General features: G+C 68.7%; 21 protein-coding genes and 5 pseudogenes. 10 read left to right on the top strand and 16 right to left on the bottom strand.

Annotation, left to right across the window (positions count from 1 at the left end):
• Positions 1–20: 20 nt before the first annotated feature.
• The 4 genes from OIU81_RS35050 to istA form a co-directional block, all read right to left on the bottom strand.
• Entirely contained in the window at positions 21–242 is a 222-nt protein-coding gene (locus OIU81_RS35050) for a three-helix bundle dimerization domain-containing protein (RefSeq protein WP_329154316.1), read from the bottom strand.
• 24 nt (positions 243–266) lie between these two features.
• On the bottom strand, positions 267–668 hold the full coding sequence (locus tag OIU81_RS35045) for a luciferase domain-containing protein (protein WP_329154315.1): 402 nt from the start codon (positions 666–668) through the stop codon (positions 267–269).
• Between the two features lie 452 nt (positions 669–1,120).
• Positions 1,121–1,912, bottom strand: coding sequence for an IS21-like element helper ATPase IstB (istB, locus tag OIU81_RS35040; protein WP_329142532.1), 792 nt, complete (start codon positions 1,910–1,912; stop codon positions 1,121–1,123).
• Positions 1,912–3,444 carry an IS21 family transposase gene (gene istA / locus OIU81_RS35035; protein ID WP_329142531.1) on the bottom strand — a complete coding sequence of 511 codons (1,533 nt, stop codon included), beginning with the start codon at positions 3,442–3,444 and terminating at the stop codon, positions 1,912–1,914. The genes istB and istA overlap by 1 nt, the downstream gene beginning before the upstream one ends.
• Positions 3,445–3,695: 251 nt before the next feature.
• On the opposite strand from istA, the gene OIU81_RS35030 reads away from it, so the two are divergent.
• Positions 3,696–4,391: an alpha/beta hydrolase gene (locus tag OIU81_RS35030; protein ID WP_329154314.1), complete on the top strand. Its 696-nt coding sequence runs from the start codon at positions 3,696–3,698 to the stop codon at positions 4,389–4,391.
• A gap of 272 nt (positions 4,392–4,663) precedes the next feature.
• Here OIU81_RS35030 and OIU81_RS35025 read toward each other — a convergent pair.
• Positions 4,664–5,020, bottom strand: a pseudogene (locus tag OIU81_RS35025) (hypothetical protein); the annotation flags it as partial.
• 196 nt (positions 5,021–5,216) lie between these two features.
• On the opposite strand from OIU81_RS35025, the gene OIU81_RS35020 reads away from it, so the two are divergent.
• The gene (locus OIU81_RS35020; protein WP_329154312.1) at positions 5,217–5,456 is read left to right on the top strand and encodes a hypothetical protein; all 240 of its coding nucleotides are present in this window, start codon (positions 5,217–5,219) and stop codon (positions 5,454–5,456) included.
• A 103-nt stretch (positions 5,457–5,559) separates the two neighbouring features.
• Here OIU81_RS35020 and OIU81_RS35015 read toward each other — a convergent pair whose 3' ends face one another.
• Positions 5,560–6,321, bottom strand: a complete 762-nt coding sequence (locus OIU81_RS35015; protein WP_329154310.1) for an SDR family oxidoreductase — start codon at positions 6,319–6,321, stop codon at positions 5,560–5,562.
• A 475-nt stretch (positions 6,322–6,796) separates the two neighbouring features.
• Here OIU81_RS35015 and OIU81_RS35010 point away from each other — a divergent pair, with 475 nt between their 5' ends.
• The 3 genes and pseudogenes from OIU81_RS35010 (at position 6,797) to OIU81_RS35000 (ending at position 8,199) form a co-directional block, all read left to right on the top strand.
• Positions 6,797–7,198, top strand: a complete 402-nt coding sequence (locus tag OIU81_RS35010) for a DUF3592 domain-containing protein (protein WP_329154308.1) — start codon at positions 6,797–6,799, stop codon at positions 7,196–7,198.
• A gap of 117 nt (positions 7,199–7,315) precedes the next feature.
• Positions 7,316–7,492, top strand: a pseudogene (locus OIU81_RS35005) (aromatic-ring hydroxylase C-terminal domain-containing protein); the annotation flags it as partial.
• Between the two features lie 227 nt (positions 7,493–7,719).
• The gene (locus tag OIU81_RS35000; RefSeq protein WP_329331575.1) at positions 7,720–8,199 is read left to right on the top strand and encodes a hypothetical protein; all 480 of its coding nucleotides are present in this window, start codon (positions 7,720–7,722) and stop codon (positions 8,197–8,199) included.
• 94 nt (positions 8,200–8,293) lie between these two features.
• Here the strand turns inward: OIU81_RS35000 and OIU81_RS34995 are convergent.
• Positions 8,294–8,941 (bottom strand): annotated as a pseudogene (locus OIU81_RS34995) (helix-turn-helix transcriptional regulator); the annotation flags it as partial.
• Between the two features lie 160 nt (positions 8,942–9,101).
• Between OIU81_RS34995 and OIU81_RS34990 the strand changes: the two are divergent.
• Positions 9,102–9,317, top strand: a complete 216-nt coding sequence (locus tag OIU81_RS34990) for a 4-oxalocrotonate tautomerase family protein (protein ID WP_329154304.1) — start codon at positions 9,102–9,104, stop codon at positions 9,315–9,317.
• Positions 9,318–9,941: 624 nt separating this feature from the next.
• Here OIU81_RS34990 and OIU81_RS34985 read toward each other — a convergent pair.
• A complete protein-coding gene (locus OIU81_RS34985; RefSeq protein ID WP_329154302.1) occupies positions 9,942–10,349 on the bottom strand; it encodes a RidA family protein in 408 nt (135 codons plus the stop codon).
• 98 nt (positions 10,350–10,447) lie between these two features.
• Here OIU81_RS34985 and OIU81_RS34980 point away from each other — a divergent pair, with 98 nt between their 5' ends.
• Positions 10,448–10,834 carry a winged helix-turn-helix transcriptional regulator gene (locus OIU81_RS34980; RefSeq protein ID WP_329154300.1) on the top strand — a complete coding sequence of 129 codons (387 nt, stop codon included), beginning with the start codon at positions 10,448–10,450 and terminating at the stop codon, positions 10,832–10,834.
• A 728-nt stretch (positions 10,835–11,562) separates the two neighbouring features.
• Here OIU81_RS34980 and OIU81_RS34975 read toward each other — a convergent pair.
• On the bottom strand, positions 11,563–12,060 hold the full coding sequence (locus OIU81_RS34975) for a DUF1003 domain-containing protein (protein WP_329154299.1): 498 nt from the start codon (positions 12,058–12,060) through the stop codon (positions 11,563–11,565).
• 98 nt (positions 12,061–12,158) lie between these two features.
• Here OIU81_RS34975 and OIU81_RS34970 point away from each other — a divergent pair, with 98 nt between their 5' ends.
• Positions 12,159–12,728 (top strand): hypothetical protein, encoded by a 570-nt coding sequence (locus tag OIU81_RS34970; protein WP_329154298.1) that lies wholly within the window; start codon positions 12,159–12,161, stop codon positions 12,726–12,728.
• Between the two features lie 87 nt (positions 12,729–12,815).
• Positions 12,816–12,950: pseudogene (locus OIU81_RS34965) on the top strand (ISL3 family transposase); the annotation flags it as partial.
• Between the two features lie 28 nt (positions 12,951–12,978).
• Here OIU81_RS34965 and OIU81_RS34960 read toward each other — a convergent pair.
• The 6 genes from OIU81_RS34960 to OIU81_RS34935 form a co-directional block, all read right to left on the bottom strand.
• Positions 12,979–15,663: an ATP-binding protein gene (locus OIU81_RS34960; RefSeq protein WP_329154296.1), complete on the bottom strand. Its 2,685-nt coding sequence runs from the start codon at positions 15,661–15,663 to the stop codon at positions 12,979–12,981.
• Between the two features lie 241 nt (positions 15,664–15,904).
• Complete coding sequence (locus OIU81_RS34955) at positions 15,905–16,252, bottom strand: YciI family protein (RefSeq protein ID WP_329154294.1); 348 nt, start codon at positions 16,250–16,252, stop codon at positions 15,905–15,907.
• A 40-nt stretch (positions 16,253–16,292) separates the two neighbouring features.
• A complete protein-coding gene (locus OIU81_RS34950) occupies positions 16,293–17,219 on the bottom strand; it encodes a Vgb family protein (protein WP_329154292.1) in 927 nt (308 codons plus the stop codon).
• A 94-nt stretch (positions 17,220–17,313) separates the two neighbouring features.
• Positions 17,314–17,967 carry a CatB-related O-acetyltransferase gene (locus tag OIU81_RS34945; RefSeq protein ID WP_329154290.1) on the bottom strand — a complete coding sequence of 218 codons (654 nt, stop codon included), beginning with the start codon at positions 17,965–17,967 and terminating at the stop codon, positions 17,314–17,316.
• Between the two features lie 205 nt (positions 17,968–18,172).
• Positions 18,173–19,114, bottom strand: coding sequence for a GNAT family N-acetyltransferase (locus tag OIU81_RS34940; protein ID WP_329154288.1), 942 nt, complete (start codon positions 19,112–19,114; stop codon positions 18,173–18,175).
• A gap of 8 nt (positions 19,115–19,122) precedes the next feature.
• A complete protein-coding gene (locus OIU81_RS34935; protein ID WP_329154287.1) occupies positions 19,123–19,692 on the bottom strand; it encodes a dihydrofolate reductase family protein in 570 nt (189 codons plus the stop codon).
• Between the two features lie 640 nt (positions 19,693–20,332).
• On the opposite strand from OIU81_RS34935, the gene OIU81_RS34930 reads away from it, so the two are divergent.
• Positions 20,333–20,542, top strand: a complete 210-nt coding sequence (locus tag OIU81_RS34930) for a DUF6243 family protein (RefSeq protein ID WP_329154285.1) — start codon at positions 20,333–20,335, stop codon at positions 20,540–20,542.
• Positions 20,543–20,566: 24 nt separating this feature from the next.
• Here the strand turns inward: OIU81_RS34930 and OIU81_RS34925 are convergent.
• Positions 20,567–20,878 (bottom strand): annotated as a pseudogene (locus OIU81_RS34925) (hypothetical protein); the annotation flags it as partial.
• Positions 20,879–20,901 lie beyond the last annotated feature (23 nt).

Raw genomic sequence — 20,901 nt, 5'->3', positions numbered from 1 at the left:
CGTTGTCGGTCGCGACCATCTCAGACTTCACGCCGCCGTCGAGGTTCAGCTTCGTCGAGGAAGGCGCGTGCCCTGCGCTCGGTAAGAACAGGTACGAAATCTCGAACGGGCCGGTCGCCAAATGCGGCATGGGCTTGGGCGACGGCCGTCTCCACATCTTCTGGAGCACGTGTGGCGCTGTACACGTGCTTGAGGCGTTCCGTGACCGTCCGAATGGCTTCTTCCTCACGTACACCGGTCATCACATCACCTACCCCAAACGTTCTTCAGCCTCCGCCAAGAAACTCGGGCGAAAGCGCCTTGCCCTGGTGGTAACGATCGTTGCACCTCGGCCAGCGCGCCGCGTCCGGAACCGGCCACGCGCCATGGGCCCACAGAGCAAGGCTCACCAAGGTGATGAGCAGCTGGATGTCCGAGCCGGTGTCCAGGCGTACGGTCATCCACTGTGAGCCGGGTACCAGCCTCACCGCAGTCGACCTCTTGAGGTGGCTCTCGAACCGCCGGATGAACCGGGCCGTGAGATGCAGGTCAGCTTGCCACTCCGAGTGAAAGTGAACGATCTCACCGCGGGGTGAGCACAGTGCACGTCCCCTCCCACAGCTCGGCACCGCCTCTGTGAGGTCCGTCCATGCCGCCAACTGGGTCAGTGCGCACTGGGCCAACGACATTCCTGCATCATGACCCTCTCGCTTCCTGGCCACCGGGAGTTGAGGAAGCCGTTACGAACCGCTGATCGTCGAATGTCCGGTTCCGTATCCGAACGCTCCGAGGGCTCTATGCGCTACCGATGAGTGATGGGCGACGGAGTAGCCGGAACGGAAACCGAGGTCTGCGACGATGAGAGCGGAGGGCAGCTGCAGGCGCCCTCGCGATACGGTCCGATCTTTTGTGCGTATTTCTTCGGACGGTTCGTCCCCGGGGTCATGGTGACGCACTTTCCCGGGTGGACTCTCGATCGGGAACCAAAGGCGCGACAGCAAGACCGAAGCCAAATAGCCGACACGAGTGTCAATGGCCTTCTGTGGCGCCCCGCTGGCGGCCTTGAGACATCCCCGCAGGTGGACGGCATGATCGCCCCGCCTGCGGCCAGATAATCTCCCCGCCTTTGGGTCGGTGTGGATCAGCTGAAGGGCTTCACTCCCTTCCCGGTGGTGGCCTCGGTAAGCCGGAACGAATCACCCTGCGTGACCACGACATGAGCGTGGTGCAGAAGACGATCGACAGTCGCTGTGGCCAAGGTCTTGGGCATGATCTCGTCGAAGCCAGACGGATGAAGGTTGCTTGACACCGCGATCGAGCGTCGCTCATATGCGGCATCGACCAGTCGGTAGAAGCCCTCGGCGGCGTCCTCGGAGACGGGCAGGAGCCCGATGTCGTCCACGATGATCAAATCCGAACGGATGATCCGTGCCAGGGCCCTTGCTATCGAGTCGTCCGCGCGGTGACGGCGGACCAGCGAGCCGAGGTCCTCGATCGTGAACCATGAGACGGCCAGGCCGGCCTCGACCGCGGTCTGCCCAAGAGCCTCGGTGAAGTGGCTCTTGCCCGTGCCGCTTGGTCCACAAATACAAAACGACTCCCGGCGGCCGACCCATTCGAGGGTCTTGAGCGCGTCCTGGGTCGCCCTGGGGATCGAGGACTTGCCCTCGTCCCAGTCGCCGAAGGTCTTGCCGGTGGGGAAGCCGGCCCGCTTGCGGCGGGTGTGCAGGTTGGCGCGGTCTCGTCCGGCGGCCTCCTCGGCGAGAAGGACGCGGACGACCTCGGCCGGGTCCCACCTCTGGGCCTTCGCGGTGGGGATGATGTCGGTCAACGACCGGCGGATGTGCGGGAGTTTGAGCCGCCTGGTGAGCTCGATGGCCTCGGCGAGGGGGTCGCCGTTGGTGCCGGGAACGGTGCGAAGAGGGGTGGCCATCAGGCGAGATCGCTTTCGTCGTACTCGGGAAGATCAGAAGTGGCGGACAGGCCGAACGTGGACCAGGCGCCGGTGCCGGGCTGCAGGGAGTGGTCCTCGCTGCGGCGGTGCGGCTCGGTGGGGCCGTGGACGGCCTGGTAGTCGAGGATGGACAGCAGGTCCTTGTCGGCGAACCGTCCGGTGACCGCGGCAGTGCCGAGCGCGCGGTCGACTTCCGCCGCGGAGTGGAGTTTCGCCAGGGCGACGGCCTCGGCCATCTTCGCCTTGATCCGGCGGACGCCGGTCGCGGCTGCTTCGATCAGCCAGGACGCCGCCCCGGGGCCGAGGGCGAGGAACGCGGCCTCCTCCGCGCTCGTGGCCCGCGGGGTGCGGTCGGATTCCTTGTTTTCGCGGGGCGGGTAGTGGGCGTCGTCCAAGACAGGGCTGCCGGGCTCGCCCCGCTGGTGGCGGGCGACCTCACGGGCCGAGCCGGTCTCGTCGGCGGCGGTGACGATCAGCTCGTCGCCGTGGAAGCGGGCCCAGACCCGGGTGTCGATCAGTTCGTGCGGGACCGAGTAGCGGACCGCCTCGACCGAGATCGTCGCGTCCCAGCAGACCCGGCGGGTGGTGCCGAATGCCGCGGTGAACGGACTCTTCGGCAGCGGGTGCAGCCGGTGGGCTTCCTCCGCGAGCCGCTCGACGGACTTGCGTCGAGTCGCCTTGTGAATACGGGAGTTGACCTCCTCGCAGAACTGCCGGCAAGCCGCCTCCAGGTCACCGAAGCTCTTGTACTGCTCGCGCAGATTCACGTCCTTCGGCACGAGATCGGCCTTCGCGATCTTCACCGTGGACTCCGAGCCGCCCTTGGTCTCCGGATCCGCGGGCAGGCAAGTACGTATCGTCGTGCCGTAGTGCCTCGCGACCTCGACGATCTCCGGGTTACGGACCGCGATCCCGGCGACGTGATCGGTGGTGACGGTCTTCTCGTTGTCGGTGAGCACGTAGGCCGGGATGCCGCCGATCCGGCGGAACGTCGTGTCCAGACACGCGGTGATCGTCGGCAGCGTCTTGTCCCAGATCGGAATCACGACGCGGAACCTCGACCACGCGAGCCAGGCGCAGAACAGCGTCGTCTTGCGTCCGTTGATCACCGGGCCGTCGCCGAAATCGTATTGGAGCCAGAGCCCCGGCTCGGTCACCCACGGCCGATAGACCCGCCGCCTACCGGCCCTGAACTGGGCTTTCGCCTCGGCGACGGTGCGGCGGGTGGTGCGTTCCCCGCCGGTGAAGCCCATCGCGGTGATCCTCTTGTGGACCACGTCCGCGCGGATCTTGCCCTGCGAGCGAACCACCAGTTCCTCGATCTTCGGCAGATAGTCGTCGATCTGCCGGGCCCGGTGCCGGCGCTTGTCCGGCTGCTGCCCAGCCGCCCGCATCTTCACATATCGGGCCACCGTGTGGTGGTCGCACCCGGCCAGCTCGGCCGCGGCGCGGTAACTCCCCGTGAGGTCGTAAGCCTCCAGGATCTCCATGATTTCCTCGCTGTTCTTCACCCGCTCCAGCGTCGTCGAGCGGGATTACTCAAAGCGAGCGGGGAGAAATCTGGCCGTACCCGGGGACCCCATGCCGTACGTGGGGAAAACCGTGGCCATAGATTGCGCCGTAGATGGCCGCCAGCGTGGAGCTTACGAAGACCGCCGTCACACGAGAGAGTCAGCCACACAGTCGATGCGAGGCTCCGGAGGAGAAGCTGACAAGGCGAGACCCGGGCCATGATGATAGGAAAGCCGGCTTGGAGGTGGCGATGAGGGTCGCATTCGTGCATGGGGCGTGCGTGCGGGATGGGTCGTGGTGGTGGCACCGCACCGCCGAGCTGCTGCAGGAGCGGGGGGTGCCGAGCGTGGCCCCGGCGCTACCGAGTTGCGGCGAGGCGGGCCTGCCAGGCGGCGTCGGCGGTCCGGGGCTGCCCGATGATGTTGACGCGGTGCGGCAGGTGCTGCAGGCCGGCGACGAGCCGACCATCGTGGTCGCCCACAGCTACGGCGGAATCGTCACTGCGGAGGCTGCTGCGGGAATCGGGTCGGTGCGCCACCTGCTGCTGGTCTCCAGCTACCTGCCCGAGGTCGGGCAGAGCCTGTCGGAGTTCGGGGACGGCAGCCCCGCCCCGTTCCTCGACGTCGACCCCGACGCCGGCACCTTCGGGGTTCGCCCCGAGCTGCTCGTGGACACATTCCTGCAGGACTGCGACCCAGAGGTCCAGGCGCAGGCGGCGCACCACCTCGCCCGGCAGAGCGTGCAGGTGACCGGGCAGCCGGTCGGGGCGGCCGCATGGCAGCAAGTGCCCTCGACGTACCTCATCTGCGCCCAGGACCGGGGCACCCCGCCGCGCCTACAACGCGAGTTCGCCCGCCGAGCCGACAGCGTCGTCGAACTCGACGCCGGCCACCACCCCTTCCTGTCCCGACCCGCAGCGGTCCGGGACCTGCTGCTGAGCCTGTGACGACACCCGCAGACGAGCCGAGCCATCGCTCCGCCGGAGCCGCATCGGCAGCCCGGTGAACGTCTTCACCCACAACGCCTCAACTTCAACACCCCGCCCATTGAAGGAAAATGCCTGCCTCACAGCTTTCTGCAGCACGCTTCAGGCCCAGCTGGGCAGTTTCGTTTGGATCAGTCCGGTCGTTGGTCCGGGTGTGCCGTCAACGGATGTGCAGTGGGCGCGGATCGAGCCGTTACGGAAACCGGCGAGGCGTCTACAACCGGTTACACCGGCCACAGCGCGGCGAGCGTGGGGACCGTGGACACGACGGTGATGTCCTGTTCGGCCAGCCACGGGCCGAGACCGGCTCCGTCACGGACCCGGGAACGTGTCACGGGGACCAGACAGGCGCCGTGCCGCCAGGCGAGCCACATTTCCTCGCACGAGGCGTCGAAGGCGACCGAGAGACCGGCCAGCACCCGGTCACCCGGGCCGATCGGTTCGTCCTGGAGGAAGAGCGCGGCCTCGGCGTCCATCGGTACATACGCCGCCCCCGCGGCGAGCACGGCCAGAATGCAGACGTAGAGATCATTGGTGCCGGAGGGCACCCGCACCCCGACGCGGTCGCCCACGCCGATCCACGAGCGTGCGCGCAGCGGGAGCCGTACGTCCGCCGAACACCGCGGGGAGGCGGCCGGCGCCCTCGTCGACGGGATCCTGCTCCCGCACCATGCGCCCCGACACCAGTTCCACCATGCGTTCCTCGTCCCTGTTCCCCCCTTCCACCGCCGAGCGGGCCCCTCGTCCATGGAAGCGAGAGCGCACTCGGCCCTCGCAGGGGGACCGTTGGCGGGGTTGCTCGCGGACCTCGCCACCACCGCGCCCGCGCTGGGACGGGCCACGGCGGCGCACGTCATCAGCCTCCCCGTGCGCCCGGCCGCGGTCGCACTGCGTACGTCCCCCGAGGGCCTCACCACAGCCTTGGCTCAACTCAGCGAGGCCGGTCTGCTCACGTGCTCCTACGACGGAGACCCCGACGCCGTGCATGCCACGATCACCCTGCTGGCCGGCGGCACAGCCCGGTGACCGTGAGGCAACGCCGAACGGGTCCGGAGATCGGCCGAAGCTGCGCGAACTGGCAACGGGGGCGGTTGAGCCGGCTGCCTCGTCCTCCGGCATCCTCGGTGCGTCAGTGCGGGAGGAGCTGCTGCCCGCCGTCGATGTCGTATGTGCCACCGGTGAGGGCGTCGTTGCACATGAGGTGGACGGCCAGCGCGGCGACGTCGGCCGGCCCGACCACCCGTCGGATGGGAAGCGTGTCGCGCAGCTCCGCGCGCCGGGCCTCCAGCTGATCGCCCAGCAGCGAGGCGGACAGGGGCGTGTCGACGAAGCCCGCAGCGATGACATTCACCCGGGTCGGCGCCAGTTCGAGCGCCAGATTGGCAGTAAGGGCGGACAGCGCGGCCGTCAGAGCCGACACGATGGTCATGCCGACACCGGGACGTCGGCCGCCCGTGCCGCTCATGAACAGTAGTGTGCCTCCCGGGCGAACCTTGTCGCGGCTGTGGAGGGCGACGCCGAGTGTCAGGGTGAGCCGCTGCCCGAACTCCCGACGGGCGGCGTCGAGATCCATGTCTGACAAGGGCCGGTAGGAAGGGCTGCCGGCCGTCACCATCACATGGTCGACGGGCCCGGGAAGGTCCTGGAAGAACTGCTGGAGGCGGTCGGCGTCGGTCGCATCGAACGCCGCCGTACTGACCGGATGAAGTTCGCGCGCAGCCCGTTCCAGCCGTTCCGGACTGCGGCCGACCAGGATCAGCCTGCCGCCACCTGCCCGCACTTGGCGGGCGGTTTCCAAGCCGATACCCGCGCTGGCGCCGATCACCACGACGGTCTGACCGGCGAGATCGAGGCGCGGCGGGTTGCCGCGATCGCTGGGCGCTGCAGTCATGACGAAACACCGCCGTTCCGAGCCGTAAGGCGGTCAGGGTACGTTCCCTCCCCGTGATCCGTGCCTCCGGACATCGCTCGCTGCTCCCATCCTCGCACTTCAGGCCACTGATCACCTGTCGGCCGCTTCAACGGTCGAGTCCGAGGAGACGAGGCGCAGGCTCAGGGACGCGCGGGAGCTGGCGGAGGCGTCTGCTGCCCAGGTCCTGTAAGCATGGCGTTATCTTCGGCTGACTGGCCCGGGTCGGCCCGCATGGCCCGCGCCCTCAATGCCGAGGCACGATCACCTGCGACTCGAACGCGACCGACGGCGAAGCGGCTACCGGCCCTTCATGCGCACCACCCTCACCAAGACTGAGTGAGCCCAAGGAGCCGGCGCGCCCGGGCACCTTCGTGAACCATCAGGCTGGGTGCCGCGTCATCCTGATGCGCGGCCCGTGCCGGGTGGGCGCTGTGCGAGGGAGAGCAGGGGACGGATGACGGGTGAGACGATCGGTATCGGGCTATGCGTGTTGGCCGGCCTGTTGGGTCTGTGGGCCGGTGTGCGGGAGGCACGGTTGCAGGTGCGGCTGAGCCGGTACGGGGTGCACGCCGAGGGGGTGGTGGTGGACCAGGAGCAGTCGTCATCGGACGAACCGTTGACGCCCGTCATCGAGTTCACCGACCGGCAGGGCCGACCCGTCAGGTTCCGGCCCACCGCGATAGGGACGGGGCTGGGGCTGAACCTCGGAACCCATGTGCCGGTCGTCTACCTGCCCGAACAGCCGAAGAGCGCAAGGGTGTTCACCCTGAAGCACCGCACATCTCCGGTCGTCGGCCCGTTCGCCGGAGGCGTGCTCTTCCTCGGCGTCGCGGTGTGCGTCGTGATCACCCGCTGAGTCCGGGCCCCGCCGGGAGGCGTTCACTCAAGCGTCATGCCTCCGGCGCGAGTTCTACGCCTGTCTGACCGCCCGCCGCGATGTACTGTTCGAGCTGACCGGCGCGGTGCTGTGCGCGGCCGGCTGTCGGTGGCGGACTGGGAAGATCGGGTCGACCACATCGTCGACACCATCGAGGAACTGGACGTACCCGCAGTACCCCTGCACCCGGACGGTCACGTGGCATGGGCGGGCGATAACCAGCAGGACCTGCTGACCCACCTGCCCGCATGGTTCGGCACCGCCGTCAGCTGAGCCCGCAGCCGCGGCATCATCAGCGCCGCCACCGCCACCTTCCACACGGGCCGCCCCCCTTCCGCAGTGGTCGTCGCGCGCCTCCTTGCTCCGCACTACGGCAACCGCCTCGTCGAACGCCCGCTCCATGTCCTTCTCAGAAAGCAGTTCGCCACAGTAAGTGACCCACGTTTCTCACCACGTGGTGCACGGATAGCGCGGCCCGCCCGCCGTGCAGGATGGTCTCCATGAGTGCTCTCTTCGATCTGCCCGAGCCCCGTGGGGTTTTGCTCGGCGAGTACCCGTTGTGGGACAGGGCTCTTGCCCTTGTCAACCGGGACCTTGCGCTGACCTTGCCAGACCAAGGATCCCTGCAATTGCTGGGACTTCCCTCGTACGACGAGGACGTGGCCGAGTACGTCTGCGTAGCCCTGGCCAACGGCGAGTGGCACGGCAACGTGGTGGATCCGGACTCGGCGGACAACCCTGTCCTTGCTCTGGCGGCCATCACCGACGCCGCACAGGAAACCGTCGCCGAGTGTCTGTGGCAGGCATGGCCTGTGTGCGACCAGCACGACCGCGGTATGCATCCGCGTGAGTCGGACGGGCAGCTCTCCTGGTGGTGTGCGGGCCGGAACAGCCCGTGCGAACCTGCTCACATACGGGCGGCCGTGGGCGGCCTCGACAGCCCGGAGCAACCTCACCGCAATCGCCGACGTGAAGGCTGATTACCACGCGACGGCCCGCCTTCCCGAAGGGGCCGTGCCCGTACCCCCGGCCGGCTCGATCAGCGCGGCACGACCGCGGACGCCGGTGTCATGTCCTGCGTACCGATGACGGAGAGCAGCTCCAGCTGCGCCGCCGCAACACGCCCACAAAGCGGTCCATTTCGGCGTCGCGGCCGCGCCGGGCGGCAACGGCCCGTAGATCGGCGACGAACACCCGGGAATGGTGGGGGTGTTCGTCGGATGGGTAGATCGCGCGCGAGCCGGGATCGGTGAACCAGCGGTGGATGAAGCCCGCCGCAGGCCCGCGCCCCGTCGGCTGCCGGCCCACGAGCGCGACGGCCGCCTTGTTCTGCACGAGGGTCTCGTGCAGGTCGGTGATGATCTGCGCGGGAGTCGTCGCAAGCCGGTCCAGGAGTGCGAGCAGGCCCGGCTGGATGTAGCGCGGCCCGGCCGCCGGCGGCCAGGGCACAGGGCGCTCGGCGAGGTGGAACAGGTGGTCGCGCTCGTCACCGCCCAGGCGCAGCGCCCGGGCGAGGGCTGCCAGGACCTGCGCCGACGGCTGGGCGCCGCGCCCACGTTCCAGCTCGGTGTAGTAGTCCGCCGACGGTCCCGCGAGCTGAGCGACCTCCTCCCGCCGCAGACCGGGGACCCGGCGTCGGGGCCCAGTGGGCAGACCGACGTCGGCCGGCCGGATCCGGGCGCGCCGGGACTTGAGGTACGCGGCGAGTTCAGGAAGGTCCATACCCGCATCGTGTCGGGTACGACGTGCGCTGATCCAGGGGCCGGCAACCCCAGGGTGGGCACAGCCCTGGCAACCGACCGCGGACCGGTCGAGGGTGAGGGAACGGCGACCACGCATCGCAGCGGTCGACTCACCCAAGCCTGAGCAGGAGGGAACCCCCATGCCATACGCGAACTTCAAGATCCCTGCGGGCACCCTCACCCAGAAGCAGAAGGCGCAGATCATCACTCGCACCACCGACCTGTACGTCGAGATCTACGGCGAACGCGCCCGCGCCACCACCCTGGTACTCGTCGAGGAAGTACCCGAGGGCGGCTGGGGCATCGGCGGCCATGTCCTGACCGTCGCCGAGATCCAGCAGTTGTCCGACAACTGACCACACACCCCACCGGCGGTCCGACCCGGTGCACCTGCCGCCGGACCGCCGGCACCTCGATCACCACCAACTCGCAGAATCGAAAAGACCGATGGGAGGCACCGCCGCGACGTTCTGATCCGCGGAACAGCTCTGCTCGCCGCGCTGGCCGCACCCTCGACACGGTTTCGGCCAATGACATCAGCACCAGCCGCTGGGAGAGCCTGCCAAGGCTGCCGAATCCCGCGACCACGACGAGGGCGCCCTGATCGCAGGGTCCCTCTACGTGTTCGGCGGCCGCGACCGAGGACAGGCCCACGTACGGGGCGAGGTCTACGCCCTCGACCTGCGCACCCGTCGGCGGAGCCGGCGTGCCCATCGGCACCCACGACGCCTACCGTGCGCGCGGACGCTGACCAAGAGTCAGACTGACTGAGGTCGCACGTTCAGGTGTCGCCGCCTGTCGCCCGCGCGGTATTCCAGCGGCCAGGTCACATCTGGTCGCTTTGCGTAGTCACCCTGATTCGGACGCGGCGCTGCCTGGCCAGTCAGGAGGGCATGCCGTGCGAGCGGCTGCGGGCTCAGCTGGCCCGCTGCGCCGGCAGGTTCGTGGCCTCTCGCCCGGACGCTTCCCGCCCGGGCTGATCAGTCGAGGATCGCGGTGGCCTCGATCTCGACCAGATGCTCGGGGACGTCCAGTGCCGCTACGCCCACCAGCGTGGCCGGTGGCACCGGGGCGGCTCCGAGCCTCGCGGCCGCCCGGGAGGTCCCGTTCTGGAGCAGGGGCATCTTGTCGGGCGTCCAGTCGACGACGTAGACGGTCAGTTTCGCCACGTCGTCGAAGGAGCCACCGGCCCCGGCCAGGGCGGTGCCGACGTTGAGGTAGCACTGCTCGACCTGCGCGGCGAGATCTCCCTCGCCGATCGTGACTCCGTCGGCGTCCCAGGCGACCTGCCCGGCGACGAAGACCATCTTCGAACCGGATGCGACCGCCACCTGCCGGTAGACGTCGATCTTGGGCAGTCCATCGGGGTTAACCAGGGTGATAGCCATGCTGCGTGTCTCCTTGCGCTCTCTTGTGGTTACTCGGAAACCGTAGGAGAGTGGCCGCTGACGTGGAAGAACGCACTTTTCGGTGACTGGGGAACTCCATGGTGACCAAGCAGCTCAAAGGCTCGGCCAACGACGAGGCGGATGTGACGCGGGCGGACTCCTTGGCGCGGGAGATCTTCTCGGACATCGCCAACAAGTGGGCGCTGCTGATCATCGAAGCGGTGGGCGACCGCACGCTGCGCTTCACCGAACTGCGCAACGAGATCGAGGGCATCAGCCACAAGATGCTCACCCAGAACCTGCGTCTGCTGGAACGCAACGGCTTGGTCGAACGGACCGTCCACCCGACCGTGCCGCCGCGCGTCGAGTACGCCCTCACGGAACCGGGCCGGGCCTTGCGCGCGACCGTCGACGGCATGTGCGACTGGACCCACCGCTACCTCGGCGCCATCGAGACGGCCCGCGAACGCTTCGACTCCGCCTGACGGCGGCGCGCCCAGTAGGGTTTGTCCCCTGCGAGAGCTGCAAACACCGCCCCCTTGACGGTGGTTCGCCGCCGAAGCCACCCAAGTGGCTTTGCGCCGCACGGGGTCGGAAGCGGCGGTGTCGAACGGTCTGACGGGTCAGTTGGCCTGCGCCGCGGCTACGGTACTGTTCTTCGCCTGCGCGTGGCGGGAGGCAGTGGCATCCGGCGGCTACGGCGGCACGGCAGGCACACGCTGGGCGTGGTGGTCGACAACTGGCGGGGGGCGACGCCGACGGACATGGCTGGGTACGGTCATCGTCGTCCTCGACCACCAGGGACACCCGCGTGGAGTTCACCCCCGGACCCGCGGAACCGGGCAAGTCCTGGCGACCGGCGGCGAGGTCCCCGTGGTGTACCTGGCCCAATGCCCCCAGATGGCACCGGTGAACTGCTGGCGCCACATCACCGGCCGCTTGGTTCTCCTCCCGTCCGGCGGGGCGACGTTGCTGAGCGCCCGTCTCCTGATCGCACCGCCGCACTGACCTTCGACCTGACGCTCTCCCCATGCGTATCCGGGCCTCCCCGCCGCGGCCCTCGCGGCATCAGCCATCATGACCGCCCCCGTCCTGCTGCTCCGAGACACGTGGGGCACCGCGAAGGCACGCCCACGCTGTGCACAGGCCACACCATCATCCACTTGAGCGCATTCGGCAGGAGCGGAGTGCCTGCCGCACGGGGCTCAGGCGCTCAGGGCTGAGGGCGTCCCATCTCGCTGTTCATCCTGGCTCGGCTCGTCGAGATGAGCTCCTGGGTCTGCCGCTCGATCTCTTCCGGGTCCAGGCCCAGGGCGCGCCCCAAGTTCGTCGACCAGACCTCCGAACGCACGCTGGCTTCGAAGTTGAGATCGGCGCGAATCGTGTCGCGCGCGGCCTGACGGTTCTGACTGACCATGACGAATGTCGACAGGAAGATCGCCTCAAGGCTGACGATCATGGTGAGCAGCCCGAAGGGAAAAGGGTCGAAGACAGCAGCCTGGCCGAAGAACCCTTCGTTGATCACGATCCAGCCGGCGAACCACACCATGTGCACATACACAAAGACCATCGATCCCGCGAAAGCGGTGATCGCGTCCGCAAGGTGGTCCTGCACACCGCGCCCACGGGCGAAGAGTTCCTGCTCATGTGGGAGGCGGATGACGGGGCGAGGCCAAGGACCGCCCGCCGGGCTGCCACGATGGGGCGTCATGCCCTTATCCTGCACGCGCCGCGGGCGGCAGCGGGGAAGTGCGGTCCCCTCGGCGCGTTAACAGGCGCCGGTAAGCTGATCGGCGGTATGCCGGACCAGTGACCGACCCCAACGGCATCGTCATCCAGCTCGTCGAATGGGTCGCCCTCACCACCCCTGACAGCCCCACCGATCAGGTGCCCCGCCGTGCACGTGATCACCGCCTCGCCCGAGAGTGTCACCGTCTAACCCAACGAAAAGCACCGCGCTCTCCACTGGGCCGAGTGGTGCCCGGCTCGGCACGCCGCCCCCGCACCCTGCTGCCCGACCACCTCGCCGCCACCTTCGTGGCTCCGCGCCGGGCCATGGACCACATCCCGGTGGGCGCCACCGACTGCGGCACCGCGGTCCGGCATGTCGACCGGGTCCGGGCCTCCGTGGCAGCGATCGGGCAGCGGGGGGCCAGAGTGCACACTGTCGTGGCCGTCGACGAGGCGGACGACATGATCCGCCGCTGCATCATCTGGCGGAACAAGCACACCACGACCAACGGCTACGGAAGTGAGCAACAGGGCGACCGTTGCCTGATGCGGCACCAGCCGTGCTCTACGCTCTCCAGCGGCCGTGACCGGATGCGCCGGGTCCCGTACCGGTGGTGGGTGACCCTGCCCCCTTCCAGTCTGCCGTGAGACTCCGGCGGCCACGCGTGGTCTCCATGCCAAGAAGGACAAGCCGAAGCACCTCAAGCGGAATAGGCGCGTTGACCGGTCCGGCTGACCGAAGCGCTCAACGGGTGCCTCAAGCACCTCCGCAGCTCCGCCCTGGGCTTCCGGAACCTCACCAACTACATCGCCCGGAGCTTGCTTGAAACCGGTGGATTCAGACCCCAACTACACCCTCAAAGGCGATGAGCCGGAAATGCGCGTCGCGAGTGGGGCGTCAGGAGGCGAGCAGGTCGGCGAGCTCTGTTCGTGAGCTGATGCCGAGCTTGGGGAACGCGCGGTAGAGGTGGTGCCCGACGGTGCGGGGGCTCAGGAACAGCTGCGTGGCGATTTCGCGGTTGGTGGCCCCGGTGGCCGCGAGTCGAACGACTTCGCGTTCCTGCGAGCTCAAGCGGCCGATGGGTGAGTGGGCGGCCTCGGTCGCGTCAGGGGTCTCGCCGGCTGCCTGCAGTTCTGTGCACGCCCGGCGGGCCCATGGCTGTGCGTCCAGCTTGGTGAAGAGCTTCATTGCGGTGCGTAGGTGGTCACGGGCGTCGAGCTTGCGGCGCGAGCGGCGTAGCCATTCGCCATAGAGCAGTTCGGTGCGGGCCCGGTCGAAGTCACCACCACTGGCATGAAGGGTCAGGGCGGCAACGTAGTGCTTCTCGGCCTGCGCGTCAGGGCTGGTCAGTGCCGCACAGCGGTGGGCTTGTGCGGCGAAGTGGGACTGCTGGAGGTCGGCCGCCCATGTCGTGAGCTGTTCTGCGGGTTCCTTCGCCCGCTCCGGGTGGCCAGCGCGAACGGCGGCCTCGATCACATCGGGCAGCAGGTGTCGCGCCAGGAGGGGGTGGCCCGCTGCCTGCCGGGCCGCTTCCAGGTGTTCCAGTGCGGCCTGAGCGCGGCCGAGGCCGAGGTCGAGCAGTCCCAGCGCCCACCGCGCGTCCGCCGTGCCCCGTCCGACATTGCGGGGGCGCGTGTAGGCCAGTGCCGAGGAGGCCAGTTCCCGGGCCGGTTCCTCCTCTCCCCGGACGGCGGCGAGCACCGCCGACAGGGCGCGCAGGTGGGCGGCCCGGTGGTCCAGTTCGTAGTAGTCGGCCAGCCGGAGTGCTTCGGCGGCGTGTGCTTGTGCGTCGCTATGTCGACCGAGTGCCAGTTCGGCCTGGGCGCGCAGGTGCAGTGCGGTGGGCAGCCATCCGCCGATGCCCTGCTCGCGGCAGTGGGTGACCGCGGCGGTGGCCAGCTCGTGCGCGGCTTCGTGATGGGCGATCAGTTGGCAGTAGATGCCGGTCATCAGCTGGTTCATGAGCCCGTTGCCGGTGAGTCGGCCGGCCGGCATGAGAGCGTCCAGCGTCTGGCGTGCCCTGGGGATGTCGTTGGCGAGCAGCTGGGCGGGCACGGCCAGGATGGGCAGGTGGGGAGTGCGGGCGCCGATCTCGGTCATGAGGGCTGCGTCGCCCGCGCAGAAGGCCGCATGGATGGCGTCGGTCAGCAGTGGGGCGAGCTTGTCGGGGCGGTCGGCGGAGACCGAGTCCGCGCATTCGGTCAGGATGCGGGCGGCCTGGCCGGGACTGCCGTAGCCCAGTTCGACCACGGAGCGTACGCGGGCGAAGTCCGCCGCCATGCCCGGGTCCCGCAGCGGCACCGGGACCTGATCGGTGAGCCCGCGGCATCGTTCGTCCTGACCGGCCTCGCTCGCCTTCTGAGCGGCGTTGATCAGCCGACGGGCGCGTCTGTGTGCGTCGGCGGTGAGGTGGGCGGCTCGCTCGTACGCGGCGGACGCGGATGCCATCGCCTGCCTGCTGCCTGCCCATTCGGCGACTCGCTCCAGCTCCGCGGCGATCTGCTCGTCCGGTCCGGTCGCTGCGGCTGCCAGGTGCCAGGCGCGACGGTGTGCGTGCCGGGAACCGTCCAGGACCGTCACCAGCGCCTGGTGCACCGCGAGTCGCCAGGCGAGCGGGGCCTGTTGGTAGGCGGCGAAGCGGATGAGGGGGTGCCGGAAACGCAGCCTCTGCGCGGAGACGAAGAGGAGCCCGGCGCGCTCGGCGGGCTCCAGATCCTTGGTCTCCCCGCCGAGCAGGGCTGCGGCCCCCAGCACCGTGGAGAGGTCCCCGGTGTCGTCGGCGGCGGCCATCGTGAGCATGCGCTGGGTGGCCTCGGGGAGGCGGCGTACCTGCTCGGCGAACGCGTCCTGCAGCCGGCTGGGCAGCGCCGACTGGGTATCGGGCAGTGCCAGTGGCCCCAGCTGTCCGGCCCGCTGCGCCGGGGTCAGTGCGGCGGCCAGCTCCTGCAGCGCCAGCGGGTTGCCTTGCGCCTGGGCGATGATCCGCTCCGCGACCGGGGGCGCAAGTCCGGGCAGCAGCATGGCGGCCGATTGCCGGTCGATGCCGGTGATGTGCAGGCGAGGAAGTGCCTTGGCTCCGCCGGCCGGGGAGGTGTCACGGGTGGCGAAGAGCATGGCGATGCCTTCGGTCTGCAGCCGGCGGGCGGCGAAGGACAGTGCTTCCACGGACGGTTGGTCGAGCCATTGCAGATCGTCGACCAGGCACAGCAAGGGCCTTTCCGCGGCCGCCTCGGAGAGCAGCGACAGCGTGGCGAGCCCGAGCGTGAGACGGTCCCGGACGGCTTCGTCGCTCAGACCGAAGACCGCCCGCAGGGCCCCGGCCTGGGGGCCTGGTAGGCGGTCGAGCAGATCCAGCACCGGCAGGAAGAGCTGATGGAGCCCGCCGAAGGCGAGCTCCATCTCCGACTCGATGCCCTCGACCCGCAGCACGCGCATGCCCTCTGCGTGGGCGGCCGCGTGTTCAAGGAGGGTGGTCTTGCCGATGCCGGCTTCGCCGTGCAGTAGCTGGGCGCTGCCTTCTCCGCGGTGGGCGTCGGCGAGTATCCGTTCAATGTGCCGCCGTTCTTCTCCGCGCCCCTGCATCGCCCGTTCCCCCGATCACCGCCCCCGGCAACAGCCGAGCATCATGATCACCACTGTATGTGCGGGGCGAGACCGAGGCCATGGCGGTCGTGGCAAAAAATGCGAGCACTGCGGAGCCGCCCGCACCAGCCATCTGTGCGGCGTTTCATCGGCCTTCGGCTACGCACACCACCGCTCGGTCCTCGGCCTCGGTGTGCGCCTTCGAGTCATCCCTTCCGTTCCCGTATTCCGGTGGTGCGGCTCAGGCGGTTTCGAGCAGCGGCCAGATTTCGACGGTTTCGGGGGTGCCGAGCCCCTTGGCCAGTTCTACGGCTTCCTCGCGGTCGGCCACATCGACCACGAACCAGCCGCCGAGGGTCTCTTCACCGGCATGCACGGGTCCCTCGGTCACCATGGGCGCTCCATCGGCGGTCTTGCGTACGGTGACCGGGGTGAAGTGCTCGGTTTCGAGCGCATCGCCGCTGATCAGTTTGCCCGCCGCTGCGATCTGGCCGATCCAGGCTTCGTATGCTCCTCGGTGGGCGTCCCGATCGGCCCGGATCCGATGGCGCGACTCATCCGTCTCGAATATCACGAGTGCGTATTTCATGCGTGTCTCATTTCATGTGCCGTGGGTTCTGTACTTGCCGTTACGCGGGGCGCGCCGAGAGGTCGCGGCGGGCCGCCGGAGTCCGGGGTGAGCTGATGCGGGCGAGTGCGCCGATCTCCAGCGCCGTCCACAGGGCGCCGTCCGGGCCCAGGGTGATGCCGTGTGGCTCGGAACCGGCGGTCGGCAGGTCGAGCACGGTGATCATGCCATCGGGAGTGATGGAGCCGACGCGGTTGCCGGCCCACTCGGTGAACCACTGATTGCCATCGCTGCCAGGGGTGATGGCATGCGGGCGGGACGTGCGGGCGGGCAGCGGGAACTCGGTGATCAGGCCGTCGAGGGTGATCCGCCCGATCTGCCCGGCGCCGATCTCGGTGAACCAGAGCGCCCCGTCGTGTCCCGCTGCGATGCCTACCGGGGCGGCGGACTCGGTCGGCAAGGCGTGGAGGGTGACGGCTCCGTCCATGCCGATCCGCCCGATCGCGTTGGCTTGGTTCAGGGTGAACCACATCCCGTCATCGGCGCCGGCGGTGATCGCGGAGGGGAAGGCCCCGGTGGCCGGCAGCGGGAACTCGGCCACACGGCCGTCGGGGGTGATCCGGCCGATGCGGTCGGCGGCGGTCTCGGTGAACCACAGTGCTCCATCCGGCCCGGTGGCGATCCCGAACGGCCCGCACTTGGCGGTGGGCAACGCGAACTCCGTGATGGTGCCGTCGAGCGTGATCCGGCCGATGCGGTGCGTCCGGTGCTCGGTGAACCACAAGGCGCCGTCCGGCCCGACAGTGATGGCCGTCGGCCCACATTCCGGATCGAGTTGATGGCTCGTAGGCTCCTCTCCGGGCACAAGCCGCCCGATGCTTCCGCTGTGGACCAGGGTGACCCACAGCGCCCCGTCCGGTCCCGTGACGAGCGCGTACGGACCGCTGCTGCGCTCGGTCACAGCAAACTCCTCGACCAACACTGGCATCAAACTTCTCTCTGCTTCTCACGGAGCACACGCTCCGAACACTCATGGGCCGTGGGTCTTGCCCCGGGAGGACCTTGCTTCGACCGGGCGCTCATCAACTGCGCTGCTGGCTGTGCCGGTTGGCGATGCTTTCGATCTGGGCCGGGGTCCCGGCCATGATCGTGCGGGCGTGTTCGGTGACCAGGCCGGCGGGCCAGTCCCACCATGCGGCGCGCAGGAGCCGCTGAATGTCGACATCGGCGAAGCGCTGCCGGATGGGCCGGGCCGGATTGCCGCCCACAATCGTGTAGGGGGCAACGTCGGTGGTGACCACCGACCCGGCCGCGACGATGGCGCCATCTCCGATCCGCACGCCGGGCATCACGGTCACCTGGTGGCCGAACCAGACGTCATTGCCGACGACGGTGTCACCGCGGCTCGGCATGGCGGTGACGATGTCCAGGGTCTGTTCCGCCCACCGGCCGCCGAACATGGTGAACGGGAACGTGGACGCGCCCATCGTCGGATGCTCGGCGCCGGCCATCAGAAACTTCGTGCCTGCGGCGATGGCGCAGTACTTGCCGAAGACCAAACGCTCCGGCCCGTAGGCGTAGAGCACGTTGCGGTGCTCAAAGCCTGTCGCACCGTCGGGGTCGTCATAATAGGTGTACTCGCCTACGACGATCTTCGGTGAGGTGACCAACGGTCTGAGGAACACCACGCGGTCGTGCGCGGACAGAGGGTGCACGGTGGTCGGATCAGGAGACAACGTCACGTCCTTTATCGGTGGGGTCGGTCTGTCTGGAAGAGGCGCACGCCCAAGGGGCCTCGCACCGTGGCATGAGGAACTTTCCGGCGGCCTGCGGGGCGCTCTTCGGCCGCAAGGCGGGTGACGGTCAAGGCGAGATCAGGCCCGCGGCGTCTGCGGGCGGGCGCGCCGGTCCGGAGTGGGTGTGCCCCTCGGTCCTCACACCTCACACCACCGGCGCCGAATAGATCATCCGTATCTCCTTCGTCCGGTAGCCGGCTCGGGTGAAGGCCGCAGCCATGGGCGTGTTGCCGGTGTCCGTGGTGGCGGTGATCAGCTCGGCGCCCGTGTGCGCATGGCTGCGGGTGATCTCGGAGAGAAGGTCGTCCACGTACCCGTGGCCGCGGAACTCGGGTACGACGCCGAGGTAGCCGACATTGCGGGCGTACGGTGTCGCGGAGGGAACAGTGAGCCCCACGACCTGCCCGTCTGGGCTGTATGCCGCGCGCCACCATTCGCGCCGGCCCGGACAGCCGAGGTAGAAGTCCATCTCGTCCCGGGCGGTGGCTTCGGCGCCCTTGGCCGCGATGTTCCTGCGGGTCTCGTCGTCCAGGCTGCCGACGGCTATCCGTCGCATCAGCTGAAGGAACTCCTCGTCCGACGCCGGAGCGAAGGACAACCGGCCCCCGGACGTGGGAAGGCCGACGTCGGGTGTCCACTCCAGGCGCAGCCGTTCCACTTCGTGGGTGAGCCCGGCTGCCATCGCGGCCTGACGCCGCCAGCCCACGGCTGCCGCCGCGGCTGGATTGTCACGCCAGTTGACGGACAGCGTCAGGTTGTACAGCGGAGGCTTGGGCGCGCCCTGAGCGGCGAACGCCTGCAGCCCGGCAGCCAGTAGCCCGGCCGCCACTTCCGCACGGTCGCCAAGTGCGGGGTCGACGTGAAGGCAGTCCAGGGCGACGGGGTGAGCGCTGTCCGACTGCCCCCACCACAGGGCACGGGCTCGTACCCGCCTGCTGTCTTCGGCGATCCAGGTCCACTCCGGGCGGTACATTCCCTGCCGTTTCTCGGCCAGGTAGCGGTCGGCGCCTATCCAGCCGACGGGCTCATCGACGATCACGTCGACGACGCGCCGGGTATCGGCCTCGGTCGTGGGTCGGAACAGCACAGGTTCTCCTACTGCTTGGTGTACGTGGTGAGGGTCGCGCCGGTGGTGAAGACCCGGGAACCGGTCAGGGTGAAGCCGGCAGGGTCGAATGCGGTGCGGAACAGAGGAATGCCGTCTCCGAACACCACTGGGTAGCGGATGACGGTCAACTCATCCACTTCCCCCAGCAGTTGCCCTGCCAGCACGGCGCCGCCGCTCAGCCAGATGGATATGCCCGGCTGCTGCTTCAGCCCGCGGACGAACTCCACCGGGTCGTCGGCCACGACATTGACCTCAGGACGGGGCCGCGTCAGGGACGAGGAGAACACGTACTGCCGGAGATGGGGATAGGGACTGGTGGCTTCGCCCTGCAGCCCGGCCTCGTAGGCGCCGCGCCCCATGAGGACCGTGTCGAATTTCCTGTTCGCCGTGCCGGCGATGCCCAGCAATTTACGGAGGTGGGCCGGGATGGTTTCCGGGAACTCGGCGAGAATCGCGGCCTTGAGGTCGCCGTCGAAGCAGGAGGAGTCGTACTGACCTTCTGGACCGGCGATGAAGCCGTCGATGCTGTAGCCGATGAAATACGTGAGCCGACGCATCGGGCCCCGCCTTCGATTCGTTACTGCCAGGAACGACACGACACTAGGCAGCACGCTTCGGAAGGGCATCGGTCACCGCGACGTAATGTGACCTGCCGTGAAGGCGACCGGCGCGGAGCGGCATCAGTAGCTACATCAGCAGACTGACAGGCGGTGGCGGGACGCCGACGCCTTCCCTCTATATGAAGGGCCCCGGCAACTCTCCCTGGCGAAAGGCCGATTCCGCCGGCAGGGGCTTCGTTGGGGTCGGGGGGCTGAGACCCGGCAATCGCCTTCGACTTCTCCTGAATGCTCATGCCGTCAGTGTGCTCGCGGCCATCGGCAACGCCCGCGGCGGCCAGTAACGCCCATCTGGACCTGCCCCGGGCGGGCGGCGACCACCGGCGGGTGCTGGCTGTGCTGATGTTCCCGGAAGGAAACGCCTGACCCGGGGCGCTCGCTGAAGGCCCGGCCGACGCCGGGGCGGCGAAGAGTTTGGTGTGCGGGGCCGACGGAACCGGGTAATGTCTTTGTCATGTTCTTCCAGACGCCGATTGACGAGTGAGAGCGTGACGGGCCCCTGCTGACGTCCTTCGACGATGCCGCGCCTGTCCCCCACCGATGAATCCGTAGATCACTTCACATCGTCCTGGGAGAACCCGTGAGCAAGAACATCAACAACCCCGTGGGCATGGGCGGCGGCCGGCGCAAGAGGCTGTCCCGCGCCGAACGGCAGAACAACGGTCCGCACCGCAACCTCGACCGCCAGGGTGCCGCCGACCAGAAGGCGGAGCTGGTGCGCAAGATGCGCGAGAAGGCAGGCGCAGCCGAGGGCGCTGGGCAGACAGGCGACGACACCGCACAGAGCTGACGCACCGCCGCCGCAGGGCGGCACCGCACGGGGCAGGGCCTCGCCTGACGCGTCCCGCCACGCGACGCCGGCCAGCCACCGCGGCATAGCGACGCCCCCCAGCGCTGCCGCGGCCTCCGTGCCGTTCCACCCCTGGCCATCGATCCGCGCCAAAGGCCGGCGCTCCAACCGCACCCAGGTCCCGCGGTCCGTACGCGCGCCGACCGAGCGACGCTTACGCACCACACTCCCCCGCTCCAAACGAACGTCCAAAGACCGCTCGACCCGGTCGAGCACCTCGTCGACCGGTTCGGCACGCAGATCGACAGCAGAAGCACCCAGCCGCCCAACTCCCAGGCCACTTCCAGGTCGAGGACAAG

This window comes from Streptomyces sp. NBC_01454, from assembly GCF_036227565.1.
GTDB lineage: Bacteria > Actinomycetota > Actinomycetes > Streptomycetales > Streptomycetaceae > Streptomyces.
The sequence above is the reverse complement of the archived record's forward strand: the minus strand, read 5'-3'. Positions and strand labels throughout refer to the sequence as shown.

What these genes read in the sequence shown, in the direction of transcription:
- OIU81_RS35050 (WP_329154316.1), bottom strand. Translation starts at nt 242, where the DNA reads ATGACCGGTGTACGTGAGGAAGAAGCCATTCGGACGGTCACGGAACGC.
- OIU81_RS35045 (WP_329154315.1), bottom strand. Translation starts at nt 668, where the DNA reads ATGTCGTTGGCCCAGTGCGCACTGACCCAGTTGGCGGCATGGACGGAC.
- istB (WP_329142532.1), bottom strand. Translation starts at nt 1,912, where the DNA reads ATGGCCACCCCTCTTCGCACCGTTCCCGGCACCAACGGCGACCCCCTC.
- OIU81_RS35030 (WP_329154314.1), top strand. Translation starts at nt 3,696, where the DNA reads ATGAGGGTCGCATTCGTGCATGGGGCGTGCGTGCGGGATGGGTCGTGG.
- OIU81_RS35015 (WP_329154310.1), bottom strand. Translation starts at nt 6,321, where the DNA reads ATGACTGCAGCGCCCAGCGATCGCGGCAACCCGCCGCGCCTCGATCTC.
- OIU81_RS35010 (WP_329154308.1), top strand. Translation starts at nt 6,797, where the DNA reads ATGACGGGTGAGACGATCGGTATCGGGCTATGCGTGTTGGCCGGCCTG.
- OIU81_RS35000 (WP_329331575.1), top strand. Translation starts at nt 7,720, where the DNA reads ATGAGTGCTCTCTTCGATCTGCCCGAGCCCCGTGGGGTTTTGCTCGGC.
- OIU81_RS34990 (WP_329154304.1), top strand. Translation starts at nt 9,102, where the DNA reads ATGCCATACGCGAACTTCAAGATCCCTGCGGGCACCCTCACCCAGAAG.
- OIU81_RS34985 (WP_329154302.1), bottom strand. Translation starts at nt 10,349, where the DNA reads ATGGCTATCACCCTGGTTAACCCCGATGGACTGCCCAAGATCGACGTC.
- OIU81_RS34980 (WP_329154300.1), top strand. Translation starts at nt 10,448, where the DNA reads ATGGTGACCAAGCAGCTCAAAGGCTCGGCCAACGACGAGGCGGATGTG.
- OIU81_RS34975 (WP_329154299.1), bottom strand. Translation starts at nt 12,060, where the DNA reads ATGACGCCCCATCGTGGCAGCCCGGCGGGCGGTCCTTGGCCTCGCCCC.
- OIU81_RS34960 (WP_329154296.1), bottom strand. Translation starts at nt 15,663, where the DNA reads ATGCAGGGGCGCGGAGAAGAACGGCGGCACATTGAACGGATACTCGCC.
- OIU81_RS34955 (WP_329154294.1), bottom strand. Translation starts at nt 16,252, where the DNA reads ATGAAATACGCACTCGTGATATTCGAGACGGATGAGTCGCGCCATCGG.
- OIU81_RS34950 (WP_329154292.1), bottom strand. Translation starts at nt 17,219, where the DNA reads ATGCCAGTGTTGGTCGAGGAGTTTGCTGTGACCGAGCGCAGCAGCGGT.
- OIU81_RS34935 (WP_329154287.1), bottom strand. Translation starts at nt 19,692, where the DNA reads ATGCGTCGGCTCACGTATTTCATCGGCTACAGCATCGACGGCTTCATC.